Below are 26,365 nucleotides of genomic sequence, written 5' to 3'. Positions count from 1 at the left end.
TTATTTCTTCTTCTCACAACCTAAAAATAAGGATTTTTAAAACAAAAGATAAACTAATTTATGCTCTTATTAATAACTACCTCTATTTATTTAAAAAAAATATTTATCAAAACAAAAGAGATAACCATGTGGGATCATCTCTTTCTATAATTATACATTAAATTTAGTTTTAATGATAAGAAATAATTAATCAGTTACAATAAATTGTAGTTAAATTATAATTTCATTAAGAACTCTCTTAAAACCAATATTACACAAAAAAAATCATAAAAAACTAAAAATCAATCAATTATATTAAAAATGTTTTTAGGGTTTTATTATCATTCACTGATCAGAATACAATACTCAGTTAACCTTCTGTATATCAGGAATTTAAATTTGTTTCTTCCCTAACTTTGAGTCTATTAACTCAAATTAATATACTCACAAATGAAAAAAAAATGTTTCACAATTGCACTTTCCTTACTTTTAGGAATGAGCATCAAGGCCCAGATCAGTGAGGGTGGTACTCCACGATTTGCTACAGAAAATGTTTCAAAATCAAATGGTATACCTAAGGTAACCATGCCCAAAATTGATTTTAAGAAATTACAGAAAGAGGATCTACAGGACGAAGGTAAAAACATTGCTTATCGATTTGCTTATGGACATGATGTACATCTCAACACAAAGAACTCGGGAAAATGGTATACAGATGCTCAAGGTAATAAGTTTTGGTTATTAACCATTTATTCTCAAGGAGCAAAATCTCTTAATTTTACCTTTTCTGATTTTTATATCCCTGAAGGTGCAAAACTATTTCTTTACAACAAGGATCGTTCTGACATAAGAGGTGCTTTTACCTCTCAAAACAATCATGAATCTGGAGTTTTTAGTACTGCACCAATCAAGGGTGATCAAATTACTATAGAATATTATCAACCTAATACCGTAGTAGAAATTCCAGCATTGCAAATAGAATCGGTAGCTCATGACTACATGGATATTTTTGGTATTGCAAAAGCGATAGGTCACTCAGAAGCAAAAGATTTTAATAGCTCTGGTGATTGTAATATTAATGTAAACTGTCCCCAAGGTAGTCAATGGAAAGATCAAATTAATTCTGTTGCCCTTGTTGTAACCGATAAAGGGAAATGATTTTGTTCTGGATCTTTGCTTAATAATGAAAAAAATGACGGCACTCCATATTTTATAACCGCTTATCATTGTTCTGATAGTTTTCAGCAGACCACTAATATAAAATCTTGGGTTTTTGTATTTAATTATCAATCTCCTAATTGTAGTAGTACTGATGCTCCTAATGCATTTAGAGATTACTCTATATCAGGCTCTAAGGTATTGGCTAATGGTAAAAAAGATAAATTGGGACAGATTGGGCATAAAGAAGATTATTTATTAGTACAACTATCAAAAACTCCACCACTTAGCTATAATGTATATTATAACGGTTGGGATGCTTCAACAAATGTTCCAACACAATCGGTAGGGATACATCATCCAGTAGGAGATATAAAAAAGATATCGATTGATAAAGATCCTGCTACAATAGGTTCACCTACACCTTTTGATACTAAAAACAAAGATCATTTTAAAATTATGTGGGATAAGGACATGGGGATCACACAATCTGGTTCTTCTGGATCTCCTTTATTCAATCAAAATAAACGTTTTGTTGGGCATTTAGAAAGAGGGGAATCTGGTTGTAATCTTCCTTTTGAAACTAACGACTCTTATTTACGATTCAACAGGGTCTATCCTTTCTTAAAAAAATGGTTAGCACCAACTCAAAATATAACATCACTTAATGGACGAAAAGGTAGTGCAAGTAGTGTTGACCCAAGAAGGAGAATGCTACACACAACTTCTAATAATATTGTTACAATTCACCCAAACCCAGCACAGCATACTCTATTTGTAAACACTGTAATAGAACATATCAAAATTAAAACCATAGATATTCTTGATATTACAGGAAAAATAATTAAAAAAGTTCCTGTTAACAAAAATCAAACATCTAATAATCAATTAGAAATTTCTGTAGAAAAATTACCGAAAGGCAACTATTTTTTAAAAATTACTAAAGAGGATAATTCTTCTACTACTAAGAAGTTTGTCATTTCTAAATAATATTTATTGAATACAATACAAAAACGTCTCTATTCTGGAATAGAGACGTTTTATTTACAGCTAATAACTATGTTTTCTTATACCAAAAACTGAAATAAATCGGGTTTATCATTTAGATAATCTCCGAAAAAATTAAGTTCTTTCATTCTGGTAATTAGCGGTTGTAAATCTTTTTTATCTTTTAATTCTATTCCTACTACAGCTGGTCCGTTTTCTCTACTTGATTTTTTTGAATATTCAAAATGAGTGATATCATCATTTGGCCCCAGTACTTCTCCTACAAATTGTTTTAGTGCTCCTGCTCTTTGTGGAAAACGTACAATAAAATAATGTTTTAAATCTGCATACAACAATGCTCGTTCTTTGATCTCTTCTGTACGAGTAATATCATTATTACTACCACTTACAATACACACTACATTTTTCCCTTTGATTTTGTCTTTATAAAACTCTAATGCAGCTAGTGTTAATGCGCCCGCAGGTTCTACAACAATTGCGTCTCTATTATACAAATCCAAAATTGTTTGACATACTAGCCCTTCGGGTACAGTATACATATCAGATAAAGCTGATTTACAGATATCAAAATTATAGTCTCCTACTTTTTGCACTGCTGCTCCATCAATAAACTTATCAATTTCTGCTAGTTCTGTATTCTTATTATTTTGTAATGAGGTAAACATAGAAGGTGCTCCTTCTGGTTCTACACCTATAATCTTTGTTTGCGGTGATAATGCATGTATTGCTCCGCATAAACCAGAAGCCAATCCTCCTCCTCCAATAGCCACAAATATATAATCTATTGGATTCTCTGATTGTTCTATAATTTCTAACCCTATTGTTCCTTGCCCTTCTATAGTTTTAGGATCATCAAAAGGGTGTACAAATGTTTTTCCTTCGGCATTACATATTGCCATTGCGGCTTTATATGAATCATCAAATGTATCTCCTTCAAGTACAATTTTTACATGATCTCCTCCAAACATTTGCGTCTGGGCAACTTTTTGCTTTGGTGTAACAGAAGGCATATAAATGGTACCTTCTATCTCTAAATGGTTACACGCAAATGCAACGCCTTGCGCATGGTTTCCTGCACTAGCACAAACTACTCCTTTTGCCAGTTCTTCTTTACTTAAAGAACTTATTTTATTAAATGCTCCTCTAATCTTATAGGAGCGTACACGCTGAAGATCTTCTCGTTTCAATAAAACATTGGCTTCATATCTACGAGAATACCTAATACTATTCATAAGTGGAGTAACCATTGCCACTTCTTTTATGGTAGAAGCAGCTTTTTGTATATCTTCTAATTGAGGGAAATATGTGGTGGTTATAGTACTCATATTCTAAGCTTACTATTATATATTATTATTCATGTCTGGTTGGTTACTCCTTACATTTTTTTTATTTCTGGCCAGCCAGAATCTATCAAAGACTACACAATACACATCTTAAAACTTCAACAGATTCGGCCAGACAAATAACTTTTTATATTTATACTATTGGTTTCATCGCAGTCATAGATGCTCTCAACCTATCTCCAATGGTTTCTATTGGGTGATTTCTAAGTCCCGTATTTACTTCTATGAGCTTTGCATTATCTACTTCATTACTCTTATTTTTATCATATGCTGTACCAATAACATCTATATCAATTTTTTTCATAAAATCTGCTAATAATGGTTTACATGCATGATCAAACAAGTAACATCCATACTCTGCTGTATCAGAAATAACACGATTCATTTCGAATAATTTTTTACGAGCAATGGTGTTTGCTATCAATGGTGTTTCATGTAATGATTCATAGTACGCTGATTCTTCTATAATTCCTGAATCTGTCATTGCTTCAAAAGCTAGTTCTACCCCTGCTCTTACAAAAGCAACCATCAATACTCCATGATCATAAAACTCTTGTTCAGAGATTTCAACATCTCCTGCAGGCGTTTTTTCGAATGCCGTTTCGCCCGTTGCTGCTCTCCAAGACAATAAGTTTTTATCATCATTCGCCCAATCTTCCATCATTGTTTTAGAAAAATACCCTTTCATAATGTCATCCATATGTTTTTGAAACAAAGGACGCATGATATCTTTTAACTCTTCAGAAAGTTCAAATGCTTTAATTTTTGAAGGATTTGACAATCGATCCATCATATTGGTAATACCACCATATTTCATTCCTTCTGTAATGGTTTCCCATCCATACTGAATTAATCTAGAGGCATACCCTGGGTCAATACCTTTTTCTACCATTTTATCAAAACAAAGGATAGATCCTGTTTGTAATAATCCACATAAAATGGTTTGCTCTCCCATAAGGTCAGATTTTACTTCGGCAACAAACGAAGATTCCAGTACTCCTGCTCTATGTCCACCTGTTCCAGCAGCATAGGCTTTTGCTTGATCAAAACCATGTCCCTGAGGGTCGTTTTCAGGATGCACTGCTATCAATGTAGGTACTCCAAATCCTCTTTTATACTCTTCTCTTACTTCAGACCCTGGACATTTTGGAGCTACCATAATCACAGTAAGATCATCACGTACTTGCATACCTTCTTCTACAATATTAAACCCGTGTGAATACGACAATGTAGCTCCCTTTTTCATCAAAGGCATTACTGCATTTACTACTTGTGTATGTTGCTTATCTGGTGTCAAATTAATAACCACATCTGCCTTAGGAACTAATTCTTCATAGGTTCCTACATTGAACCCATTCTCTGATGCATTTTTAAAAGACTGTCTTTTTTCTTTGATCGCTGCCTCTCGTAATGCGTATGAAATATCTAATCCAGAATCTCTCATATTCAATCCTTGATTTAATCCTTGTGCTCCACATCCTACGATCACTATTTTTTTTCCTTTTAGCGCTTCTACTCCCCCAGAAAACTCTTCTGGTTGCATGAATCTGCACTTTCCTAACTGGATTAATTGGTCTCTTAATGATAGCGTATTAAAATAATTTGCCATTGCTTTTAATTTGTTGTGATTTCCGCGAGGAAATTTGGTTTAATTTTGATTTTAGTTGTTTTATTTTTAATTGTATATATCAATTAATTTTTTGAGAACCTATATCTCTTTATACAAGTTCTTCTTCTATTCCAAAATTCTCTAGTATTTTAGAAATATGCATTTTCTGTTTTGTGATAGAAATTCTACCTGATCTCACAAATTGCATTAAACCATACGGTTCTAATTGATTATATAATTCTTCTACATCCCTTCGTCTTCCCGTCTTTTCTAATACAAAAAACTCTGGAGTTACGGTAACGATATTTGCATTACTATCTTTAATTACGTTTTGGATTTTACGTTCTTCAAATAATAATTTTGAAGCAATTTTATATAATGCCGTTTCTTGATAAATCGTTTCATCATCTTTATGATAAAAAGCTTTGATTACTTCTATCTGCTTTTCTATTTGCCCGATTATCTTTTTTACTTGCTCTTCTGTAATACTTACTACAATTGTAAAACGAAAAACATCTTTGATTTCTGATACCGATGCAGTAAAACTTTCTAAGTTGATATGGCGTCTCAAAAATATTGCAGAAATCCTATTCAACAGTCCTATATTATTCTCGGTATATACTGATATGGTATAATTTTCTTTTTTCATTACTGATATATTGTATATGGATTCCGGTTCTATTCGGAATAACCTATTTTATTACTCTAATCTTATGTCTGAAACTGATGCTCCTGTTGGAATCATAGGGAATACATTATTTTCTTTTTCTACACATACTTCTAAAAAGTACGATTCTTTGCACGCAATCATTTCTGCTATTGCTTCCTGCAGATTTTCTCTTTTGGTTATTCTTGTTGATTTGATATGATATCCTTCTGCTATTTTTACAAAATCTGGATTTACCATTTCTGTTGAGGCATATCTTTTATCAAAAAATAATTGTTGCCACTGGCGCACCATGCCAAGAAAATCATTATTCAAAACAACAATCTTTACTGGTATTTTAGTTTGAAAAATAGTTCCTAGTTCTTGTATTGTCATCTGGTAACCACCATCTCCTATAATAGCTACTACTTCTCGCTCTGGAGTTCCCATTTTAGCTCCAATAGCTGCTGGCAATGCAAATCCCATTGTGCCTAATCCTCCAGAGGTTATATTACTTTTGGATTGAGTAAATTCTGCATATCTGCAAGCAATCATCTGGTGTTGCCCAACATCTGATACAATAACAGCATCTCCTCCTGTTTCTTGATTAATCCCTCTTATTACTTCTCCCATAGATAATCCATCTTTATCAGGAAACAACTCATTCTTAATTACTTTATCATATTCTATAACATCATAATCTCTAAATTTTTTTAGCCAGGAATCATGGGTTTTAGGTTCTACCAAAGAAAATAATTGAGTTAGGGTATTTTTTACATTTCCCATAACGGCTACATCTGCTTTTACATTTTTATTTACCTCTGCTGGATCAATTTCAAAATGTATGACTTTAGCTTGTTTTGCGTAGGTTTCCAAATTACCTGTCACTCGATCATCAAATCGCATTCCTATGGCTAACAACAAATCACATTCATTCGTCAACTTATTAGGGCCGTAGTTACCATGCATTCCAACCATTCCCACATTAAGAGGGTGTTTTGTTGGTAATGCAGAAAGCCCCAAAATAGTCCATGCAGATGGTATTCCTGTTTTTTCTACAAAAGTCTTTAATTCTTCTTCTGCTTTGCCAAGAATTACTCCTTGACCAAATACGATCATAGGTTTTTTGGCATTATTAATAAGTTTAGCCGCTTCTTTTATTGTACTTGGGTCTGTTTTTGGTACTGGCTGATAGCTTCGTACTCCTACACATTTCTCATATATAAAATCCAGCTCTCCAAATTGCGCATCTTTTGTTATATCGATTAATACGGGTCCTGGTCTACCTGAACGCGCTATATAAAAAGCTTTTGCTAATACAGAAGGAATATCTTCTGCTTTGGTAATCTGATGATTCCACTTGGTTATTGGAGTAGAAATTCCTATAATATCTGTTTCTTGAAACGCATCTGATCCTAAAAGATGAGACCCTACTTGTCCTGTAATACATACCATAGGTGTAGAATCAATTTGTGCATCTGCAATCCCTGTTACAAAATTGGTTGCTCCTGGCCCTGAGGTAGCAAGTGCGACCCCTACTCGACCACTAGTTCTAGCATACCCCTGAGCCGCATGTGTTGCTCCTTGCTCGTGTCTGGTTAACACATGATGTAACTGATCCTGAAACTTATACAGTTCATCATAAACTGGCATTATGGCTCCACCAGGGTATCCATAAATTAAATCTACTCCTTCTGCCAATAGACACTGGATTACTGCTTCTGCACCTGTCATACGTTTGTTTGACACTTTTGTTTCTTTTTTTAATGTTTCCGTTTGTGTTTCCATACACTCTTTTTTTTTGAGACCAGACTTTTAGAAACTAGAGTCTAGACTTTTTTTAGATTCTGATCTGTACCAGAATGATAATTTATCAGCATCAAATGCTATCTTTTTTGATTCCAGCATTTGCTGGAAAACAATTATATTAAATTTACAGTGTTCTAAAACATTTTTAGAATTCGTCTGTTACACATCCTTGTGATGCAGACGAAACTGTATGAGCGTATTTATACAATACTCCCTTGCTAAACTTGAGAGGCGGCTGTTTCCATGCTGTTCTTCGTTTTTCTATTTCATTTTTATCAATAGCCACGGTAATAGAATTTGTTTCAGCATCAATGGTAATGATATCACCATCTTCTACCAACCCTATCAGGCCTCCTTCTTGTGCCTCTGGAGTAATATGTCCTACTACAAATCCATGTGTTCCCCCAGAGAACCGTCCATCAGTAATTAAGGCTACATTTTTACCTAAACCTGCTCCCATAATAGCAGCAGTAGGTTTTAGCATTTCAGGCATCCCTGGTCCTCCTTTTGGGCCTTCATATCGTATTACAACGACATCCCCTTTCTCTACTAAACCATCTCTTATGCCATCATTGGCAGCATATTCTCCATTAAATACTTTTGCTTTTCCTTGAAAACGTAGTCCTTCTTTACCTGTAATTTTTGCTACACATCCGTCTTCTGCCAAATTACCAAACATAATTCTCAAGTGACCAGTTTCTTTTATTGGACTTTCTAAAGGTCTTATTACATCCTGTCCTTCTTTAAGGTCAGGTATATCCAACAAGTTTTCAGCTATTGTTTTTCCAGTAACTGTTAAGCAGTCTCCGTGAAGTAATCCTTTCTTTAGTAAATATTTTAATACTGCTGGTATACCTCCTACCTCATGCACATCTTCCATCAGATATTTTCCACTGGGTTTTAAATCTGCCAAAAATGGAGTTTCGTCACTAATTCTTTGGAAGTCTGCTAACGTAAAATCAACATCGGCCGCTCTGGCAATTGCCAAAAAGTGAAGTACGGCATTGGTTGACCCACCAAGAATGGTTACTAATCGTATTGCATTCTCTAGTGATTTTTTGGTTACTATATCTTTGGGCTTGATATCTTTTTCAAGAAGATTTCGCATTGCACGACCTGCCGCAATACTCTCTTCTTCTTTATTTGAGCTAATTGCAGGGTTTGAAGAATTATATGGTAATGACATTCCTAATGCTTCTATTGCAGATGCCATTGTATTTGCCGTATACATTCCTCCACAAGCTCCTGCCCCTGGACATGCTTTTTCTATAACACTTTTATATTCTGTTTGCGTTATGGTTCCTGCTACCTTTTCTCCCCAAGCTTCAAAGGCTGAAACTACATCTAGTTTTTTTCCTTCATGACACCCTGAAGCTATCGTTCCTCCATATACCAGTATTGCAGGACGATTCAATCTAAGCATTGCCATCAACGCTCCTGGCATATTTTTATCGCAACCTACTACAGTTACCATACCATCATATGACATTGCTTGCACCACGGTCTCCATAGAATCGGCGATCACATCTCGTGAGGGTAATGAAAAACGCATTCCTGGAGTTCCCATAGAAATCCCATCACTCACCCCAATGGTATTAAATATAAGCCCTACTACATCTTCTTCTAATGTACCTTTCTTAACTAGCTTTGCCAGATCATTAAGGTGCATATTACATGGGTTTCCTTCGTAGCCTGTACTAGCAATTCCAACCAATGGTTTACTAAAATCTTCATCTGTAAGACCAATTGCGTGCAACATCGCTTGTGCCGCTGGTTGTGTGTCATCTTGGGTAACTTGTTTACTAAACTTATTGATGCTCATCCTTTTTGAATATCAGTTTTTGTGAATTATTTAAAATTTTAACTTTTATTTTGCGATATATCTATCTTATAAAATAAACCACGATATAAAATTATTTCGTTGTAACTAAATCTTTATACATTATTCAATATCCTTACAATATCCAATGAGCTTTAACGCATCATTAAATATTGATTTTCAAATACTTACATTTACTATATTTACAATCACTATTTGTTATTTTTTTATTTTAAGAAGCCTTAATACTAATTCAACTTTCTAATGACGCATTAAATTAAATTGGTATTAGACCAAAAAAAACTCCCTTCAAATACTGAAGGGAGTTTATATTTTTTTGATATACCAAGGCCCTTCATTATGGTGAACTAATCACAATAATGCTAATGACATTGATACGAATATTTATTACTTGTATTTTCATTCTTCTTTAATCTATTTCAAAAAAAAATCCCTTTACTTCTGTAAAGGGATTGTCTATTTATATTTTTACAATACTATCCCTTATCAAGGTGAAATAATCACCTCAATGCTAATGACAATATTGATATGTATGTTTCTGTTATTCATTTATGTTTTCAAATATAGAAAAATATTTATTAGATATACAAAAATAATATAAAAAATTAGAGCCGTCTGCGAAAGACTTAAGATCGCTATCACTTTAAGAAATAAGAAAAACAACGTTTTATTCTATAAAACTGTGGTGAATATGTTCATTAGATCATAATGAGCTTATGTTTTATACAATAAATCACTAATCCTACTCTGGTTTTTATTTCCAATTTTTTAAAAATTGCTTCTCTATAGTTCTCTACTGTTTTTGGACTTAGACTCATTTCTTCTGCAATACCTCTATATGTAAGTTCTGAACAGGCAAATTTCAAAAACAACTTTTCTTTATCTGTTAGTTTTTCATGCAATTCCTCTCTTTTCTTATTCTTATCAGAATTTTGCAATGCTACCTGTATTTTTCCAGAATAGAAAAAACCTTGTTCTAACACCATTTTCATAGCAAATTGAAAGTTTTCTGGGTGCACATCTTTCAGCAAATATCCTTTTGCCCCTGATCGAAGCATTTTTATAATAGTGTCTTCATCATCCTCCATCGTTAGTGCTAATACTTTTTGCTCTGGTTGATTTTCTTTGAGCCATTGCATAGTTTGCACCCCATCCATCACTGGCATTTTTACATCAAGAAGTACCAAATCTGGTGTTCTCCTTTTATGCAAGTAATACTGCGTGAGTTCTTTTCCATTTTTTAAAATGGCTAAAACTTTATATCCTTCGAGTTTAGAAATCAACCCTTCTAATGATTGTGCAAACAAAAGATGATCATCAACAATGACAACTGTCTTCTTTTTCATCTGTTTTTTTTTATTGTCTTCTAAAATGTGCTATACAATACTGATCAAAACATCCTCATTAATCATCTCAATTGATCTTTATCACAAACCCACTTTATCAACAGGTTGTATAGAAACTATCAGTTTCTTTATTTAATAAGACAAATGTATTAAATCAATCCTTATGTTGTATAGGATATGACAAGCTAAGTGAAACTCCTTTTCCTGGTGAAGAGGTATAATCTAATGAAGCTTTAAGCAAAGAAGCTCGGCTTCTCATATTTAATAACCCAGAATTAGACTGAACAGACTGCATATCAAACCCTACACCATCATCTTTTATCGTAATCAATAAAGCTTCTGGAGTATAGTCTAATATTACCTCTAATCGAGAAGCTTCTGCGTGCTTAATTGTATTAGAGAAAAATTCCTGAATGATACGGTATAAAATAATCTCATCTTTGGGATCAATATATACTTCATCTCCTTTTACGGTTAATACAGGAGTTAAAAAATTAAGTTTCTCAAATCGTTTGAGCTCTACCTGAATAGATTTTTCGAGTCCTACATTTTGAATTACTTCATGATTAAGGGTTTTAGACAAGCTACGTATTTCCTGCAAACTATCGCCTACTAGTTTTCTAACATCTTGTAGGGATTCTGATGTTTTCTCATCTATGGTAGTTCCCATAATATTGATCTGCATTACTGCGGTAGATAATAACTGCCCTATATTATCATGTAGCTCCCAACTTACATTTTTTAAGGCCTGTTCTTGAATCTCTATGGTAGATTTAAAAATCTCATCCTCAAAACGCTGTTCTGCCTTTAATTTATCTAAAATCAATTTATTTTTTCTACGTTGAAAAGCCACAAAAAATACGATACTGAATACTATAAAAAAAAGAATAATAACGGTAAAATATATAATTAGTAAGATTTGTTCTTTCGAGAGCATACTATAAATCCAATGGTGTAGCAAGTATACATAAAAATAATTGCACACGGTATAACCACTTTAGTTATTTTAACAAATTCAGGGTTTATAGATGCCTTATAAAATTTAAGAAAAATAAAAAATGGAGTAACGCATAAATGAAAAACTAAAGTTCCTATTGCAATATAAAAAACCAAAGTCTTACCAATTCTGAGTATCTCATCACTTTGAAGTAACTGATAAAAATAAGAAAATACACTATAAAGTAAAAATGTAGTTCCAATAATAATTATAATTGGAGAATGAAGCTTAAAGAATATATCTGTAAATACAAAATGACAAATTGAAAATATAAAAAAGAAAACAGAAATTAAGTTCAATACTTTTGTTGCACTTTTATTTTGAATATTCCATTTAAAAAAATTAATATAAAAAAGATAACTTATAACAGTATGAAGATTATATAACCAAGAATTATCTGCAATAAGAGTTCCCTTTAAATAATTAAAAGTATTATACTTAGAAATAAATATTGAAAAAGAACCTACTATTTCAACAAAAAAAGTAAACCATAAAAAAAAAACAAAATACCGGATATTTTCACTCATCCGATATTTTGATATGTAGAATGTTCCTACTATTGCAGCAATAAGCTCTGCAATCATAAATAAAACTTTTAGTATTCCCATTAATATATTATAGAAGGCTCACCGCTATTACCCCAGTTATACGGCGCAATACTATAATTATTTGGTGCATGTGCTCCTCCTTTACCTTGCTCTCCTGCAGGAGCTCCTGTAGGCGCTAAAAAGACAGTAGCATATCCCTTGTTCATTTTACATTTTTCTTTTGGATACGCTCCAAAATAAATACGAATTCCTGGATTATCTATCCCCTGTTTCCTGGATTGTTTTTTTACATACTTTAAGTATTCCTGTAATTCTGCTACACTCCAATGAAACTCTCTAGTATCATTAAACCCTAAACACTTATCAATCTCTGGTGTTCTGGTATCACACCAATTTTTCTCTAATCCTTTTGCTTCTTCAACACTGATACACTTTTCAGGTCTTTTTTTCTTTTTTTTAGGTAAATCTTTCCCCATAACATTTATGATTTTTATTATTAATACTGTACTAAGATATCTAAAAATCTATGAGCAAAACAAACACACCTACCCTTCTTATCAAAACAAAAGAACCCCAGTCACACTATAAACAACTATTAAACAACACGTTAAGCTTCAAAAACAATGTTGTAAAAAAAACACATAGGGGAAAAATCCCCTATGATAAAATAGGGGTTTTTCCCCTGTCTTACGTATGTATTTTCTTACAAATAATATTGTTACGGTATTAACATACTTATTACAAAAAAAAAGAAAAGAGTTAATCTATATGAATTTAATTAGCTTAAAACTACATTTCTCTTTCATTCTTTTTTGAGCGATCCGATTAATTGAATCTTCTGTCAACTGTAAGATTCTTGGGTATCCACCTGTAGTCTGGCAATCCCGCATTAGTACAATCATTGTACCCAATGGGGTGAGTTGTACAGTGCCTGGTAATACCGCAGAAGTAATAATAGGCGGTATCGTATTAGAAATATTTTCTTCGAGCTGTATTGCCATCCTATTGATGGTATTCGATATGGTAAATTCTGAATTTAATAGAGTAGATCTTTGCGCTGGCGATAACAAATCAAACTCTATTCCTTTGTATACTTCTAACTCTTTTGTGTTTCTCTCTATAGCAGGTATAGAAATAGTTGCAAATTGATTATTATAATATTCTATCTCATTATATGATATTGTATCCCCAGTTTCTATTCTTTGTTTTCTAGTTATTGATTTTAAAAAAGAGCTACTATCAAGTACTACAGGAGATAAAAAACCTTGCTTTATACTTATATACCCATACATATTTTTCCTACAAGTACTTAATTTTAAAACATCATTTGTATTGACTTGAATTTGCTTATACATATCTATTTTTTTGTCATTCAAAAAAGCATCTATTTTGGCTCCTGACAAAGCAATCAATGTGGGTTTTGAAAATTGTAACACGGGAGGTTGCAATGTCCACTCTATACAAGCTGCATTTGTTTTATTTCCTATTATCAAATTTGCATATCCATAGGATTTTTTATCCATGGCTCCACTAGAAGGAACTCCATATTTTGAAAACCCAAAACGCCCTTCATCCTGAATGGTAGTAAAAAAACCTGATCGTACTACTGTAACACTTCCTGTCATAAAATAACATATTCTGGTGCATACACTCCCTTTTCTACAAGTGAACTTATTGCGTTATATTCTTCTTCTTCTATTACTGTAAACTGTATCTTATCTCCTGAAGAAGCAAAACAACAATCTCTATTATTTGGGTCAAAAAAGTTCAATGGACACATACCAATTATATGCCATCCGCCAGGGCTATCCATGGGATATATTCCTGTTTGATTTCCTCCTATAGCTACTGCTCCTTTTTTAACATGCAAGGATGGAGTTTTTTTTCGTGGAGTAGACAATACATCATCAAGTCCCCCCAAGTATAAAAAACCAGGTAAGAATCCTATAAAATAAATGGTATATACTGGGGTGGTATGCAAATGAATTACTTCTCTTTTTGTTAGCTTTTTTTTACTTGCAAATACCTCTAAGTCTGGAGCCAATGTAGAAGAGTAGCAGACTGGAATTTTCCATACTCTTGTTTTATCACTTACAAATTCACCTGTAATATCAGATAAGGATTTTAATTCTAAAAAAGTAGTATAGATGTTTTCTATAGTAAACACATAAACAATTAACAATGAATTATATGAATGGATTACCTCAATGATAAGTTTACCATAAAAAGTTACAATGTTTTTTTTATAGCTGAGTACATCTTGAAGAATATTTTCATTAATTTCCTGAGGCCACTGTATTAAAATAGCATTTTCAGAATATTGTTTATATTGCAATTCATACTTCATTTTCATTCTTTTACAATAGATCCATCTGTGAAAATTCTTTATGTAAATATTTCAAAATACGAACTGATTCTGGGTTATCTCCATGCACACAGATTGTATCAAAAAAAACAGGAACTACTACTCCGTTTTTTGTTTTTACATTCTTATCACACACCATTCTTTTTACATGCTCAAAAACTTCTTTGGGATCCGTAAGTACTGCTCTATTTTCTGATCTCGAAACTAATGTTATATCATCATTATAATTACGATCTGCAAAGGCCTCATATTTCACCTCAATTCCTTGATCTGAAAGATATGAAAATTTATCATTTTTCAAGGTCACTACAGGCAAACTTTTATCGACATTTTTTATAGATTCAATAATAGCCATAGCAACATTTTTATTTTTTACGGCTTCATTATAAAGTGCTCCATGAGGTTTTACATGATGAAGTTTTCCTCCTTCTTTTTCTGTATATGTTTTTACTAATTGTATTTGTTCTGTTATCGTTTTTACTAAATCCTCATATGCTATCTCCATTTTCACTCTACCAAAATTTTGACGATCGGGATACGAAGGATGTGCTCCTATTTTTACACCATGTTGCATTGCTAGTCTGATGGTTTCTTGTATCACCAAATCGTTTCCTGTATGGCTACCACATGCTATATTACACCATGAGATATACGGCATTATATCTGCATCAAAACCAGTTTCCTCTCCTACATCTGCATTGAGTATTATATTTTTCATATTCTTACATTAAACGACGAAAAATCCTACAAATTTTCGATTACTTTCCAAATACCTCTGAACCCCAAAAAACAGGTTATTATTATGATAAAAATCCCTATTAAATTCTGTTTCCATGTATTGGTATACTTTCCTAATATTTTCTGTTGATTCATAACCCACACTAAAAAAATTGCAATTACAGGTAATAGAAGTCCATTTGCTATTTGAGCAAATCTGATAATCACTATAGATTTAATCTCTAGAGAAGAAAATAAGACTCCCAAAAATAAGATAAACATCCATACTGCTCTAAATGGGGTACTTTTGAGTCCATCTTTCCACCCTAAACAGCCTTTTACTACATATGCGGCAGCAAGGGGCGCTGTAATTGCCGAAGTGATTCCTGCGGCAAATAACCCCAAAGAGAGTACATATTTTGCAGTAACACCAAAAACGGGCTCTAAACCTTTTGCTAAATCTGCTGCATTATTTATTTCTGATTGTTGTATAGCTGCTCCTGCTACAATAATAGCCATTGATACTATACCACCTAATACAATTGCTACGATGGTATCTTTTTTTGCAGCTGGTAAATCTTCTGTAGTTTTCCATTTTTCGCTAACTATAGAGGCATGCAAAAACAGATTATAAGGTACTACTGTAGTTCCTATTAACCCTACAATAGTTAATACATTGTCTTCTGAGAAATTAGGAATAAACCCTTTGAAAAGCATAGAGAGATCTGGTTTGGTTACAATTGCAGTTACCACAAAAGCTATACTCATCAACAATACCAATACAATAAGGCTACGTTCTAATACTTTATAATTACCGATATACAGTAAAGTAAATGCAATAATACCAATACTGATACTTAAGTAGTATTTAGGGATATGTATTGTATCTTTTGAGGATTCTAGTATTGTAGCTAATCCAAGTACTCCACCACTTATATTCCCTGCTTCATAGGCTGCATTTCCTATAAAAATAGCTGACAAAATTAAGATAACAAGAATGCTTTTTACTATTTTATTATCAAACTGCGACTTTATTACTTCGCTAAGTCCTTTTTGAGTAACCACTCCTAATCTAGCCGCCATTTCCTGAAGAATAACACAGGCTATTACAGATAACACTAGTGCCCATAGTAGTGAATACCCAAATTGTACACCTGCCATAGTGCATACAGTCACGGTACCAGGGCCTATAAAAGCGGCTGTTACCCATGTACCTGGACCAATATTAAAGAACTTTTTCATTTGTTTAATTTTTTCTGTGGCTTTACACTACCATTCTCTTACTTACTATTTTTGATTGCTATACAGAATACTCTTTTTATTTATTGAGCGTTACTATCAAGTGCATAAATAGCAAACGATCCTAGCCAATGCCCTCCTTCATAACTATCTCCTACCAAATTAGGTAAAGAATAGTTGATATGTGTATTTGCTACAGAAAAAAGATGCTCATATTCCTTGTATTGTACTGCTAAACCATACAACACCCATGCTCGACTAAAATTAAGTCCATCTAAATGAACTAATTTACCATCTGTACGATCAGACACTTCTCCTACACTGATTGTAAAATTTTTAGCTTTTAACTGAGGCATAAACGTAGATATCCAGTTATCAAATTCTTTTTCTGCCAATACCCTACGCATCAAATCTATTTCTTCAAAACAAGGAGATAGAAAATCATATCCACTAGGTTCCCATGTTATTGGACAACCTTGATCATTGCTATAAAAATCCTTTGCTCGAGTTTCTATAAGGCTCTTTAGTTTTTGATTTTGTACTGTATTTGCATAATCCCAGGCAAAGGATAATCCAAAGGCTGTATTGGTATGCTCTCCTACTCTAATTGGGTATTTAAGTTTTGGTAAAAACTCAATAAATCGCTCAACAATAATATTGGTTAATGGCTGTAAATTTTGTTCTAGTTCTCTCGCAAAAGGGTCATTCCAGGTATGTAACTCTTCTGCTAATTTAAGTAACCATGCCCAACCATAGGTTCTCTCGTACACTTTATTGTGTTTTCCATTAAAATACGTAATTTCTGCTTCTATATTTTTCTTGGATATGTTTTTAAGTAATTTGGCTTTTGCTTCTTCTTTTTTATCTAATTCTGGAAATTCTTTGAGTAGTTTTACCAAAGACCAATGCCCATGTACCGAAGAGTGCCAATCAAAACATCCATAAAACGCAGGGTGTAGTTCGTGAGGTTCACCGATACTTTCTTTATCACCAAGAGTCTGTCCTAACCTATTAGGGTATTCCACTTGTAAACATGCTAATGGCAATTCTGCTAAATTATTAGCTTGCTCTAGTGTAAGTTGTAATGGGGGTTGAATTGGATTTGCAGGCAACACCTCCTTCACAGCTGTCTCTACAGATTGTTTACTGGTATCTACTTTTTCAACTTGATTACAACCTATAAAAATCAATAGTGAGGCAATAAAAAATATTCGGTACATATATAATTACATTAAAAATTTCTAAAAGAACTCATTTTGAGTTCAAAATGATATTTTCTAAAAATATTAATTTTAGAAATTGTACGAATACGATTGTTGATAATAACAATAAATAGTTTATAAATTTATAATCATCACAAAAAATTACCCCAACCATCCATCACGATCTAGACTTCGATACTGTATTGCTTCTGAAATATGATCACTTTGTACCCTTTCTACTCCTTCTATATCTGCGATCGTTCTAGAAACCTTAAGAATTCTATCATAAGCTCTAGCGGAGAGGTTTAATTTTTCCATAGCGGTTTTGAGCAGTTCTTTTGAAACTTTATCTAATACACAGAATTCTTCTATCTGCTTCACCCCCATTTGTGCATTGTAATGTATATTCTTTAAGTCAGAAAACCTTTTTGTTTGTATTTCTCGAGCCACAATCACCCTTTTTCTAATATCAATACTGGATTCTCCTTTTCTTTCTTCACTTAATTTATCAAAAGGTACAGGTGTTACTTCGATATGAATATCAATTCTATCCAGTAATGGCCCAGATATTTTACTCAGATATCGTTGCATTTCGGCTGGAGAAGAGGTTACAGGTGCATCTGGATCATTAAAATACCCTCCTGGACTTGGGTTCATGCTGGCAACCAACATAAAACTAGAGGGATAAGTAACTGTAAATTTTGCTCTAGAAATAGTTACCTCCCTATCTTCTAGGGGTTGCCGCATTACCTCAAGCACATCTCTTTTAAACTCGGGTAATTCATCTAAAAACAAAACACCATTATGAGACAATGAAATTTCACCAGGCTGAGGATAACTTCCTCCTCCTACTAATGCTACATTTGATATCGTATGGTGTGGACTACGAAAGGGGCGTTGTGCCATCAGCCCTATACTCTCTTTTATACGACCTGCTACACTATGAATTTTTGTTGTCTCTAGAGCTTCTTGCAAAGACATTGGCGGTAATATACTTGGTAATCTTTTACTCAACATTGTTTTTCCGCTACCTGGTGGGCCTACTAATATAATGTTATGTCCCCCAGCAGCGGCAATCTCCATACATCGTTTTATACTTTCTTGCCCTTTTACATCTGCAAAATCAAATTCTGGATTCTCTAATGCTATATAAAATTCTTGTTTTGTATTGACAATCGTGCGCTCAAGATCTCCCTTATCATCAAAATAATCGATAACTTCTTTTATAGAATCTACCCCATATACCTCTAATCGATCAACTATTGCCGCTTCTTTTGCATTTTGTTTTGGTAAAATAAACCCCTTATATCCTTCTTCTCGAGCCTTGATAGCGATAGGCAATACTCCTTTTATGGGTTGTAAAGTACCATCTAAAGATAACTCACCCATAATTAAATATTTTTCTATTGATGTTCCTTTGATCTGTGAACTTGCCGTAAGAATTCCTAGTGCTAGAGTAAGATCGTATGCCGACCCTTCTTTTCGCATATCGGCAGGTGCCATATTGATTGTAATTTTCTTTCCTGGCAATTTATAGCCATTATTTTTTAAAGCAGCCGCAATACGATAACTACTTTCTCTTATTGCATTGTCTGGCAATCCTACCAAATGATACCCTATCCCTTTGTCTATATTTACTTCTACTGTTATTGTTGTTGCCTCTACTCCAAATACAGCACTCCCGAAAACTTTTGTAAGCATGTGTCATTTTTTTACATTCATACAAACATAAGGATAGTTAGTTTCAAAAAACGAAACTGTAGTTTTATAATAACCAAAATGTTCAAATTTCCCTTTATCTGAAATCACTACGTACCAAATTAAATTATTTTTGGTTCAGGTAAAAAGAAAGAATTTGAAGGAAATTTTATTTAAAAAGCGGCACTATATTACTCTACAGTTATTGTTGTTCTAACAGATACGGGGGTTCCTTTTTGATTGAATCCCTCAAGACAAATCTCATAAACACCACTAATATCTGATGTATAAAAATTAACTATTTTTTCTTCTTTATTTATTTTTAATCTAGGGATCCAAAGTAATTGTCTACGAAAATCAGGAATCTTCTCTGAGTCCTTTTTACTCGCTTCATCATATTTTTGATAAAAATATTTTTTCTCTGGTAAAGGATTAAACAGTTTTATGGGGTGTACGTTCTTATCAACATTATTTACATGAAAATCCCCCTCATTAGTTACGATATCAATAATACCTAAAAACACTTGAGATCCATAAAAATACTTATCTCTGGACAGCTTTATGCTTTTTATTTTTTTTGCGTTATAAGCTATTAGGTTACCATGTTCCTGTATCATCACCCCATCAACAATAACAAGAGGTAACAAGTCTATTTTATTATATGATAAACGCTTTCTTCTTACTTGTAAAACCTCTTTTCCTTTTTTGTTTTTATCTATCCATATATTATCCAAAATTTCTACCACTGTTTCTTTGACAGTTGCAAATCTTGTATAATCATCTAAATAATATGTTTCTATCTCATTACCATAAAAAGCGTCTCTTATTGGCAACTCATTAATTGTATCTGGCTTTACTGTAAAATAAGCATTCCTAATCTGGTTATTTACACTTCTTTCTAGTATCATATCTTTCATTTTAGGAGTTATCTTAAATGAAGGAAATTGTATATCAGAATATATAATATCTTTCTGTTTACTTAATCGAATCTCATATCCTTCTTCATTCCCTAAAATTTGTAGCAATGCTTTATTTCCTTTATATTCTTTATCTAGATTAAAATAAAACCTCCCTTTCTTATCTGTAATTGCAATTTTGAACTGATAGTCTTCTTTATTTGGAATAGATAATGCAATTTTCTTATTAGCAATTTTAAGCAACGGGTTTTTAGGTATTATTTTCCCTGAAATTAGCTCCCCTCTCAATTCTGGTAAAACAAGTGATTCTTTGAGCACTGTATTTTTTGTTTTTTTCTTATTTTGTTTAAAAAAATCTATTGCACTATATCTATATGGTGTTTCTATGGTATCAATTTTTCGTACAGAAAGAGAATAATCTCCATAGTCAAATGAGTTTTGTGTATTTTTTATTTTTAATGATACTTCCTTTCTATTTGTTATTGTTTTTGAATCAACTACTAATTTTATAGTTTCTTCACTTGTCTTTTGTTGAGTTACTTTATCAAGATAAGAGCTTGCTAGTTCTATACTATCATGTGCCACTATTTTTTTTTGATTTCCTTGATATGGATTAAGAATACCTATATCTCCTTGAAAAAAAGCGGGTAGTCCTTCATTTTTCATCCACTCTGTATAGCCTAATAACTTATAGTTTCCTGAGGGTACACTTACTGGGACAAAAAAATCTCCCTGCCCGTTACCATCATTTAATTTAACTTTATGTTTAAAAACTATTTGTTTATCTTCTCCTACAAGCTCTACATATGCAACCTTACTTAAATGGCTTTTCTTATTAGTTTCTAGATTTATACAATATAGTTTATAGTACAAATATTCTCCAGAAAACAATAATGTTGTATTATGATGTATATACACTCCTTCTTGGGGCATACTAACATTCTCTATATCTGTTTGTTTTTCTAATATAGATTGACTGTATACAAAATGTATACTAATGAAATAGAAAACGATATATATCACTTTATTATTAATCATCTTTATAAAGAATTAGTCTTCCCAAAAATCAGGAACTATATTACTACCAAAAACTGTACAATCACCACATTCTTTTCTTGTCATCTCATACGTCTCACTAAACGGATTATAACTATACAGTTTATCCCCTGATTCAATTGCTTGATACAACCTTTCTCCTTCTGAATACACCATATTCTCACCAGAGCAATCAACAACATAAAGAGACGTAGCATCGTCAGGAAAAACATCTTGATAGTTGAAATATATTCTTTTTGAAGAGACCGATGAAACATCAAAGAAACCTATCACTTTTTCATTAGAATTATTTTCTAAAAAAATATTTCCTTCAAAAAAACCTGGTTGAATTTGAGAAAATAGATCACTGTCTGCTGAAGAGAATTTTTTTAACGTTTCATAAAATGTATAAGCTTCTCGTGACTGCACATATTGTTTTGCCAAAATACTATAACGGTACGTTGCGCTATGATGTCCTCTTTCTATAAATCGGAGTGGAACTCCAACCAATCTATCTTCACTTAAATCATTTGTACTTTTTATAATAATTTCATTAGACTCTCTAGTGACATAACACACTTCTTCTTCTCTAGTTTTTGTTACAAGAGACACTCCTACTGGGTTTCCTTGAGCATCTCTATCAATTACAGCCTCCTGACGCCCCCATAATCGAGCCACAATCTTATAGGTTTCTTCATATTCATACTTATAAAAAACAGAGGTTCCGTCTGGGTTATAACCATCTATAAAAATACCTGTTCCATCTACTCCATTATCATCTGTTGTACGAGAAAGATATACTTTATCTATCTGTGCTTCTGCTGTCAAAGTCATAGGGTTAGATAAATATTTACTAGCATCACTTGTGGTAATCGATAATTTATAATACCTATTAGATACTGCTGAAAACTCAACGGTTGATACATATTTTCCTAATGACACTTCTTCAAAAATGTATTCATTCTGTTGATCATCTATTATTTTTACTATTGCCGCTGCTTCTCCTTTTCTCAGAGCGTTATCATTAAGTCTAGTGGAACGTGACAACAAAATTTCATGCTTTTTAAGTTCATTGGTTAGTCGCGCTTCTACAACGAGTACTCCTTCTTGTTCTTGCACTTCCTCTTCAAAATCAAAAGGTTCTACACATCCATAAATAATTAAACCTATTAAAAATAGTATACGTATCTGATGTTTTTTTTGGAATCTCATACTCATGAATTATCCTATAAAAGATTAAAATTTGAAGTTATAAGTAACGGTAGGTACAGGAATTGAAAATACAGAATTTTGAAATGCTTTTATTTCCCCTTTTTCTGTTACAAAAAACACTGAGAATGGATTATTTCTACCTAATACATTATATACTGAAATACTCCAAAAACTATGTGCCTTTTTTTTCTTTTTATGATTTCCTTCTATATTAAGCCCTAGATCTAAACGATAATAATCTGGAATACGGAACTCATTACGGTCACTATATAGTACATATTCTAAGCCTTCAAAATTATATGTTCCTACAGGAAATGTTACTGGTCGGCCTGTTTGGTATACAAAATTAGCTGATAAACTAAATCGTTTTGTAAACTTATAATTAGCTACCACACTTAAATCATGTGGTTTATCAAAATTTGAAGGAAAATAATCTCCTCCATTTACCCGTTCTTCCCTAAATTCACTATCCAATTTTGTAAATGATCTTGAATACGTATATCCCAACCAACCATTAAGTTTTCCTTTATTCTTTTTAATTAAAAACTCAACACCATATGCTTTTCCTTTTCCTTGTAAAACCTCTGTCTCAACAGTTTTATTAAGAAGTAACTGAGAACCCACCTTATAATCAAGAATATTTTTTAATGTTTTATAATATCCTTCAATACTTATTTCATAAACATCATCTTTTAGATTTTTATATATTCCTAATGAATACAAATTAGCCTGTTGAGGTTCTATATTAATATCTGTGAGTTTCCATAAATCTGTAGGAGAAGCTGTCGTATTATTTGATAAGGTATGAATATATTGAGATGATCTATTATAACTTGTTTTTACAGATAAACTTGGTGTTAGTAAATATCTTGCCGACAACCTAATTTCTGAATTTTGATATGTTTTAATAATTTCATTCTTATCAAAGTATAATGTATCTGTTATTGTATTTTCATTTTTTGGCCTATCATAAATTCGTTGTTCTGATTTCCCTAAGGCTGCATACAATGAATATCTAGCTCCAATACCTACAGATAATTTTTCACTTAAGTCAAGCTTACCCGAAAGAAATAGAGCTGATTCTATTGCTCTTTCTTCTGGTATTACCAAGACCTCTGTAATAGATTCATTACCGATAGGTTTAATACTTCCTGGGTTTACAGTATATAATTTACCAGAAATTCCATAATCAAAATTATACTTGGTATTATAATTGTAATCCATTTTCAATTTCACCTCTGTTTCATTTATATCATACGCTAGTTTAAAATCATTATTCCTATTACCTTGATATTCTATTCCGAATTTATATTGGCTATTTGCGAGTAAAACACTAGCATTATTTTTTTCATTAAACCTATGATTCCATTTTAATGATAATAATCGATTATTATAATTGTATAAAGAATCTGAGGTTATACTAAATTCATCATTACTATAATACCCAGTGATTTTGATATTATCTTTATCACTAATTTTATAATGATACTTTGCGATAAAATCATAAAAGGAGGCTTTACTTTTTTGTAATTTTTCGTCATCAAGAGATTTCAAAATCCAATTAGCATATGTTCCTCTACCTCCCACTAGTACAGAAGATTTGTTTTTTATAATAGGGATTTCTACGGCTACATTGCCTGTTACTGGCCCTATTGATGCTTCTCCTGAAAGTTTATCTGTATTTCCATTTTTTGTTTTCAGATCAAATACAGATGATAATCGTCCCCCATATTCAGCGGGGATACTTCCTTTATAGATATTGACACTTCCTAATGCAAAAGGGTTTAATGCAGAAAATATTCCAAAAAAATGCTGTGGATTATATAGCACACCTTCATCTAGTAATGTAAGATTTTGATCGGCTTTACCTCCTCGCACATTATATCCTGTCGCACCTTCTCCTGCAGTTGTTATCCCTGGTAATGTTGTTGCTGCTTTCAAGACATCTCTTTCTCCTAATACAAGAGGGATATTTTTTGATTCTTCTACATCTATCTGTTCTGTTCCTGTTGTAGTTTCTTTTATGTTTTTGTCCATATTTGTTTCAATATAAACTTCATCCAAAGTCTCTAAATTTTCATTTAATTCAAAATTTAAATGACCATTATTATATATCACAACTTTATATTCTGAATCTTCGAAACCAAGAAAATTTATCTTTATATTGTTTACTCCTGTAGGTAGTTCTATAGTATAGAACCCTTTTTCATTAGTTTGCGCAACAATATTTTTCTCCTTAACCACTATATTCACATCTGGAATTGGTTTTTTCGTATTTACATCTTTTACATAACCAGTAAGTGTATACTGTTTTTTTACTCCGTTTCGAGTTTCTTTTCCTATTCTATACGTTTTAATTCTTTTTTCTTCTGAAATCTCATTATCTTGATAAAACAATAGATTTTTCACATCTTTATTATCAGAACCATCAAAAAAACCTTTAGGAAGTGTATCGTATATAATAGTATTACGTGTGAGCACTATTCTTCTTTTGCTAAGTATATAGTAATTAATGATTGAATCTTTTAATATATCATCTAGTATATTGGCAATAGAAACATCCTTATATTCACCAGAAACTTGCACCCTTTCATCTAACCATTCACTAGCATAATAAAAATGATAATCTGTTTTGTTTTCTAAGAGTTTTAATGCTTCTGTAATGGTTATATTATCAAATGAAATAGATATTTTCTTAATATTTTGCTGTGCAGAAATCCAATAAATATTAATAAACAGGGTAATTGTTAAAAAAAACTTCATTCTTTACTTAATTATTTTTTTCTATAATCCATGTATGGATATGCTTTGATAAAGATTTATAAAAAATATCTGGATTAGATTTACGAACTAATCGATTCTTCTTATAAAAAGCCTGTATGTCTTTTTTAAAATTGGGGAATATGCTGATTATATCTTTTTGATTTTTTATTTGATAATATTGCTGGTTATAAAGAATTCCATAAATATACTTATCAATAAACTCGTACGAGATTTTTTTATTTTCCAGGTATTCTTTCTTTACTTTTTTATGTTTTAGATATAATGAGAGAGAAGGATACTCAGCAAGGTTTTGATAAAATCCTTTATTTTCGATTTTTACTTCTTTTTTAGAAGCAATTCTAGAGAACTGATGATTGCCAATAGAAAAATTATCTACTTTATCTTTTATAAGTTGTAAAATAATTTCTCCAAATCCATTGGGTAGTTTTACCAGAATTTCATCTTGGTATATATTATATTTTAAAGATAAATTAAAATATGATTGTCCATCATATTTAACAGTTCCTCTAATAAAATTTTTGGTGTCGAAAAATTGATTCTTATCACTTTTGACTTTATATTCTTCTTCATATTCAATCCCGTTATACAAACCAGTATTATTTACTCCCACACTATTATCAAACCACCTATAATATGCGGGTGTTTCATTTATTATTGCCTGAGCATAAAAAAACTTAGGAAGTATTATAAGTAAAAAAGTGAATACAAAAACTAACGAACTATTATTTACCATCTTATCCTCAATAGCTGTTGTACCAGATATTGTTTTTCTATAAATCTATATTTCATAAGCCCTATTTCACGTATTAATGATATGCTAAAAATTTAATATACAAACCAACCTTTCAGCACAAAAAAGCTAAAAATAAACATTACTACATAACAAAATGTTAATTTTTGTAATTTATCATTA

At 32.1% G+C, this 26,365-nt stretch carries 20 protein-coding genes; 2 read left to right on the top strand and 18 right to left on the bottom strand.

The window, feature by feature from the left end:
• The first annotated feature begins 429 nt into the window (after window positions 1-429).
• Window positions 430-1,137 carry a hypothetical protein gene (locus tag CVD18_RS10110; protein WP_103865324.1) on the top strand — a complete coding sequence of 236 codons (708 nt, stop codon included), beginning with the start codon at window positions 430-432 and terminating at the stop codon, window positions 1,135-1,137.
• A 15-nt stretch (window positions 1,138-1,152) separates the two neighbouring features.
• Window positions 1,153-2,127: a T9SS type A sorting domain-containing protein gene (locus tag CVD18_RS10105; RefSeq protein ID WP_103865323.1), complete on the top strand. Its 975-nt coding sequence runs from the start codon at window positions 1,153-1,155 to the stop codon at window positions 2,125-2,127.
• 77 nt (window positions 2,128-2,204) lie between these two features.
• On the opposite strand, the gene ilvA is transcribed toward CVD18_RS10105, so the two are convergent.
• The 18 genes from ilvA to CVD18_RS10010 all read right to left on the bottom strand — a co-directional run bounded on the left by ilvA (window position 2,205) and on the right by CVD18_RS10010 (window position 26,185).
• Window positions 2,205-3,470 (bottom strand): threonine ammonia-lyase IlvA, encoded by a 1,266-nt coding sequence (gene ilvA / locus CVD18_RS10100; protein WP_103865322.1) that lies wholly within the window; start codon window positions 3,468-3,470, stop codon window positions 2,205-2,207.
• A gap of 151 nt (window positions 3,471-3,621) precedes the next feature.
• A complete protein-coding gene (ilvC, locus tag CVD18_RS10095; protein WP_103865321.1) occupies window positions 3,622-5,097 on the bottom strand; it encodes a ketol-acid reductoisomerase in 1,476 nt (491 codons plus the stop codon).
• A 109-nt stretch (window positions 5,098-5,206) separates the two neighbouring features.
• Complete coding sequence (gene ilvN, locus CVD18_RS10090) at window positions 5,207-5,746, bottom strand: acetolactate synthase small subunit (RefSeq protein WP_199185067.1); 540 nt, start codon at window positions 5,744-5,746, stop codon at window positions 5,207-5,209.
• Between the two features lie 51 nt (window positions 5,747-5,797).
• On the bottom strand, window positions 5,798-7,531 hold the full coding sequence (gene ilvB / locus CVD18_RS10085; protein WP_103865319.1) for a biosynthetic-type acetolactate synthase large subunit: 1,734 nt from the start codon (window positions 7,529-7,531) through the stop codon (window positions 5,798-5,800).
• Window positions 7,532-7,697: 166 nt separating this feature from the next.
• Window positions 7,698-9,374: a dihydroxy-acid dehydratase gene (gene ilvD / locus CVD18_RS10080; RefSeq protein ID WP_103865318.1), complete on the bottom strand. Its 1,677-nt coding sequence runs from the start codon at window positions 9,372-9,374 to the stop codon at window positions 7,698-7,700.
• A 716-nt stretch (window positions 9,375-10,090) separates the two neighbouring features.
• Window positions 10,091-10,738 carry a response regulator transcription factor gene (locus tag CVD18_RS10075; RefSeq protein ID WP_103865317.1) on the bottom strand — a complete coding sequence of 216 codons (648 nt, stop codon included), beginning with the start codon at window positions 10,736-10,738 and terminating at the stop codon, window positions 10,091-10,093.
• A gap of 154 nt (window positions 10,739-10,892) precedes the next feature.
• The gene (locus CVD18_RS10070) at window positions 10,893-11,564 is read right to left on the bottom strand and encodes a sensor histidine kinase (RefSeq protein ID WP_233194521.1); all 672 of its coding nucleotides are present in this window, start codon (window positions 11,562-11,564) and stop codon (window positions 10,893-10,895) included.
• 778 nt (window positions 11,565-12,342) lie between these two features.
• A complete protein-coding gene (locus tag CVD18_RS10060) occupies window positions 12,343-12,759 on the bottom strand; it encodes a hypothetical protein (RefSeq protein ID WP_103865314.1) in 417 nt (138 codons plus the stop codon).
• Between the two features lie 288 nt (window positions 12,760-13,047).
• Window positions 13,048-13,908 carry a biotin-dependent carboxyltransferase family protein gene (locus tag CVD18_RS10055; protein ID WP_103865313.1) on the bottom strand — a complete coding sequence of 287 codons (861 nt, stop codon included), beginning with the start codon at window positions 13,906-13,908 and terminating at the stop codon, window positions 13,048-13,050.
• The gene (gene pxpB / locus CVD18_RS10050) at window positions 13,905-14,630 is read right to left on the bottom strand and encodes a 5-oxoprolinase subunit PxpB (RefSeq protein ID WP_103865326.1); all 726 of its coding nucleotides are present in this window, start codon (window positions 14,628-14,630) and stop codon (window positions 13,905-13,907) included. Before pxpB ends, CVD18_RS10055 begins: the two co-directional genes overlap by 4 nt.
• A gap of 10 nt (window positions 14,631-14,640) precedes the next feature.
• Complete coding sequence (gene pxpA / locus CVD18_RS10045) at window positions 14,641-15,366, bottom strand: 5-oxoprolinase subunit PxpA (RefSeq protein ID WP_103865312.1); 726 nt, start codon at window positions 15,364-15,366, stop codon at window positions 14,641-14,643.
• A gap of 26 nt (window positions 15,367-15,392) precedes the next feature.
• The gene (locus CVD18_RS10040; protein WP_103865311.1) at window positions 15,393-16,607 is read right to left on the bottom strand and encodes an Nramp family divalent metal transporter; all 1,215 of its coding nucleotides are present in this window, start codon (window positions 16,605-16,607) and stop codon (window positions 15,393-15,395) included.
• Window positions 16,608-16,687: 80 nt separating this feature from the next.
• Window positions 16,688-17,824 (bottom strand): DUF2891 domain-containing protein, encoded by a 1,137-nt coding sequence (locus CVD18_RS10035; RefSeq protein WP_103865310.1) that lies wholly within the window; start codon window positions 17,822-17,824, stop codon window positions 16,688-16,690.
• 144 nt (window positions 17,825-17,968) lie between these two features.
• Complete coding sequence (locus tag CVD18_RS10030) at window positions 17,969-19,507, bottom strand: YifB family Mg chelatase-like AAA ATPase (RefSeq protein WP_103865309.1); 1,539 nt, start codon at window positions 19,505-19,507, stop codon at window positions 17,969-17,971.
• Between the two features lie 188 nt (window positions 19,508-19,695).
• Window positions 19,696-21,459 carry a hypothetical protein gene (locus CVD18_RS10025; protein ID WP_103865308.1) on the bottom strand — a complete coding sequence of 588 codons (1,764 nt, stop codon included), beginning with the start codon at window positions 21,457-21,459 and terminating at the stop codon, window positions 19,696-19,698.
• Between the two features lie 12 nt (window positions 21,460-21,471).
• On the bottom strand, window positions 21,472-22,668 hold the full coding sequence (locus CVD18_RS10020; RefSeq protein ID WP_158250425.1) for a DUF4249 domain-containing protein: 1,197 nt from the start codon (window positions 22,666-22,668) through the stop codon (window positions 21,472-21,474).
• 24 nt (window positions 22,669-22,692) lie between these two features.
• Complete coding sequence (locus CVD18_RS10015) at window positions 22,693-25,431, bottom strand: TonB-dependent receptor (protein ID WP_103865306.1); 2,739 nt, start codon at window positions 25,429-25,431, stop codon at window positions 22,693-22,695.
• A gap of 7 nt (window positions 25,432-25,438) precedes the next feature.
• Window positions 25,439-26,185, bottom strand: coding sequence for a hypothetical protein (locus CVD18_RS10010; RefSeq protein ID WP_103865305.1), 747 nt, complete (start codon window positions 26,183-26,185; stop codon window positions 25,439-25,441).
• Between the last annotated feature and the right edge of the window lie 180 nt (window positions 26,186-26,365).

Source organism: Aquimarina sp. I32.4 (assembly GCF_002924285.1).
GTDB lineage: Bacteria > Bacteroidota > Bacteroidia > Flavobacteriales > Flavobacteriaceae > Aquimarina.
Note: the sequence above shows the minus strand (reverse complement) of the source record. Positions and strands in the feature narration are given on the sequence as shown.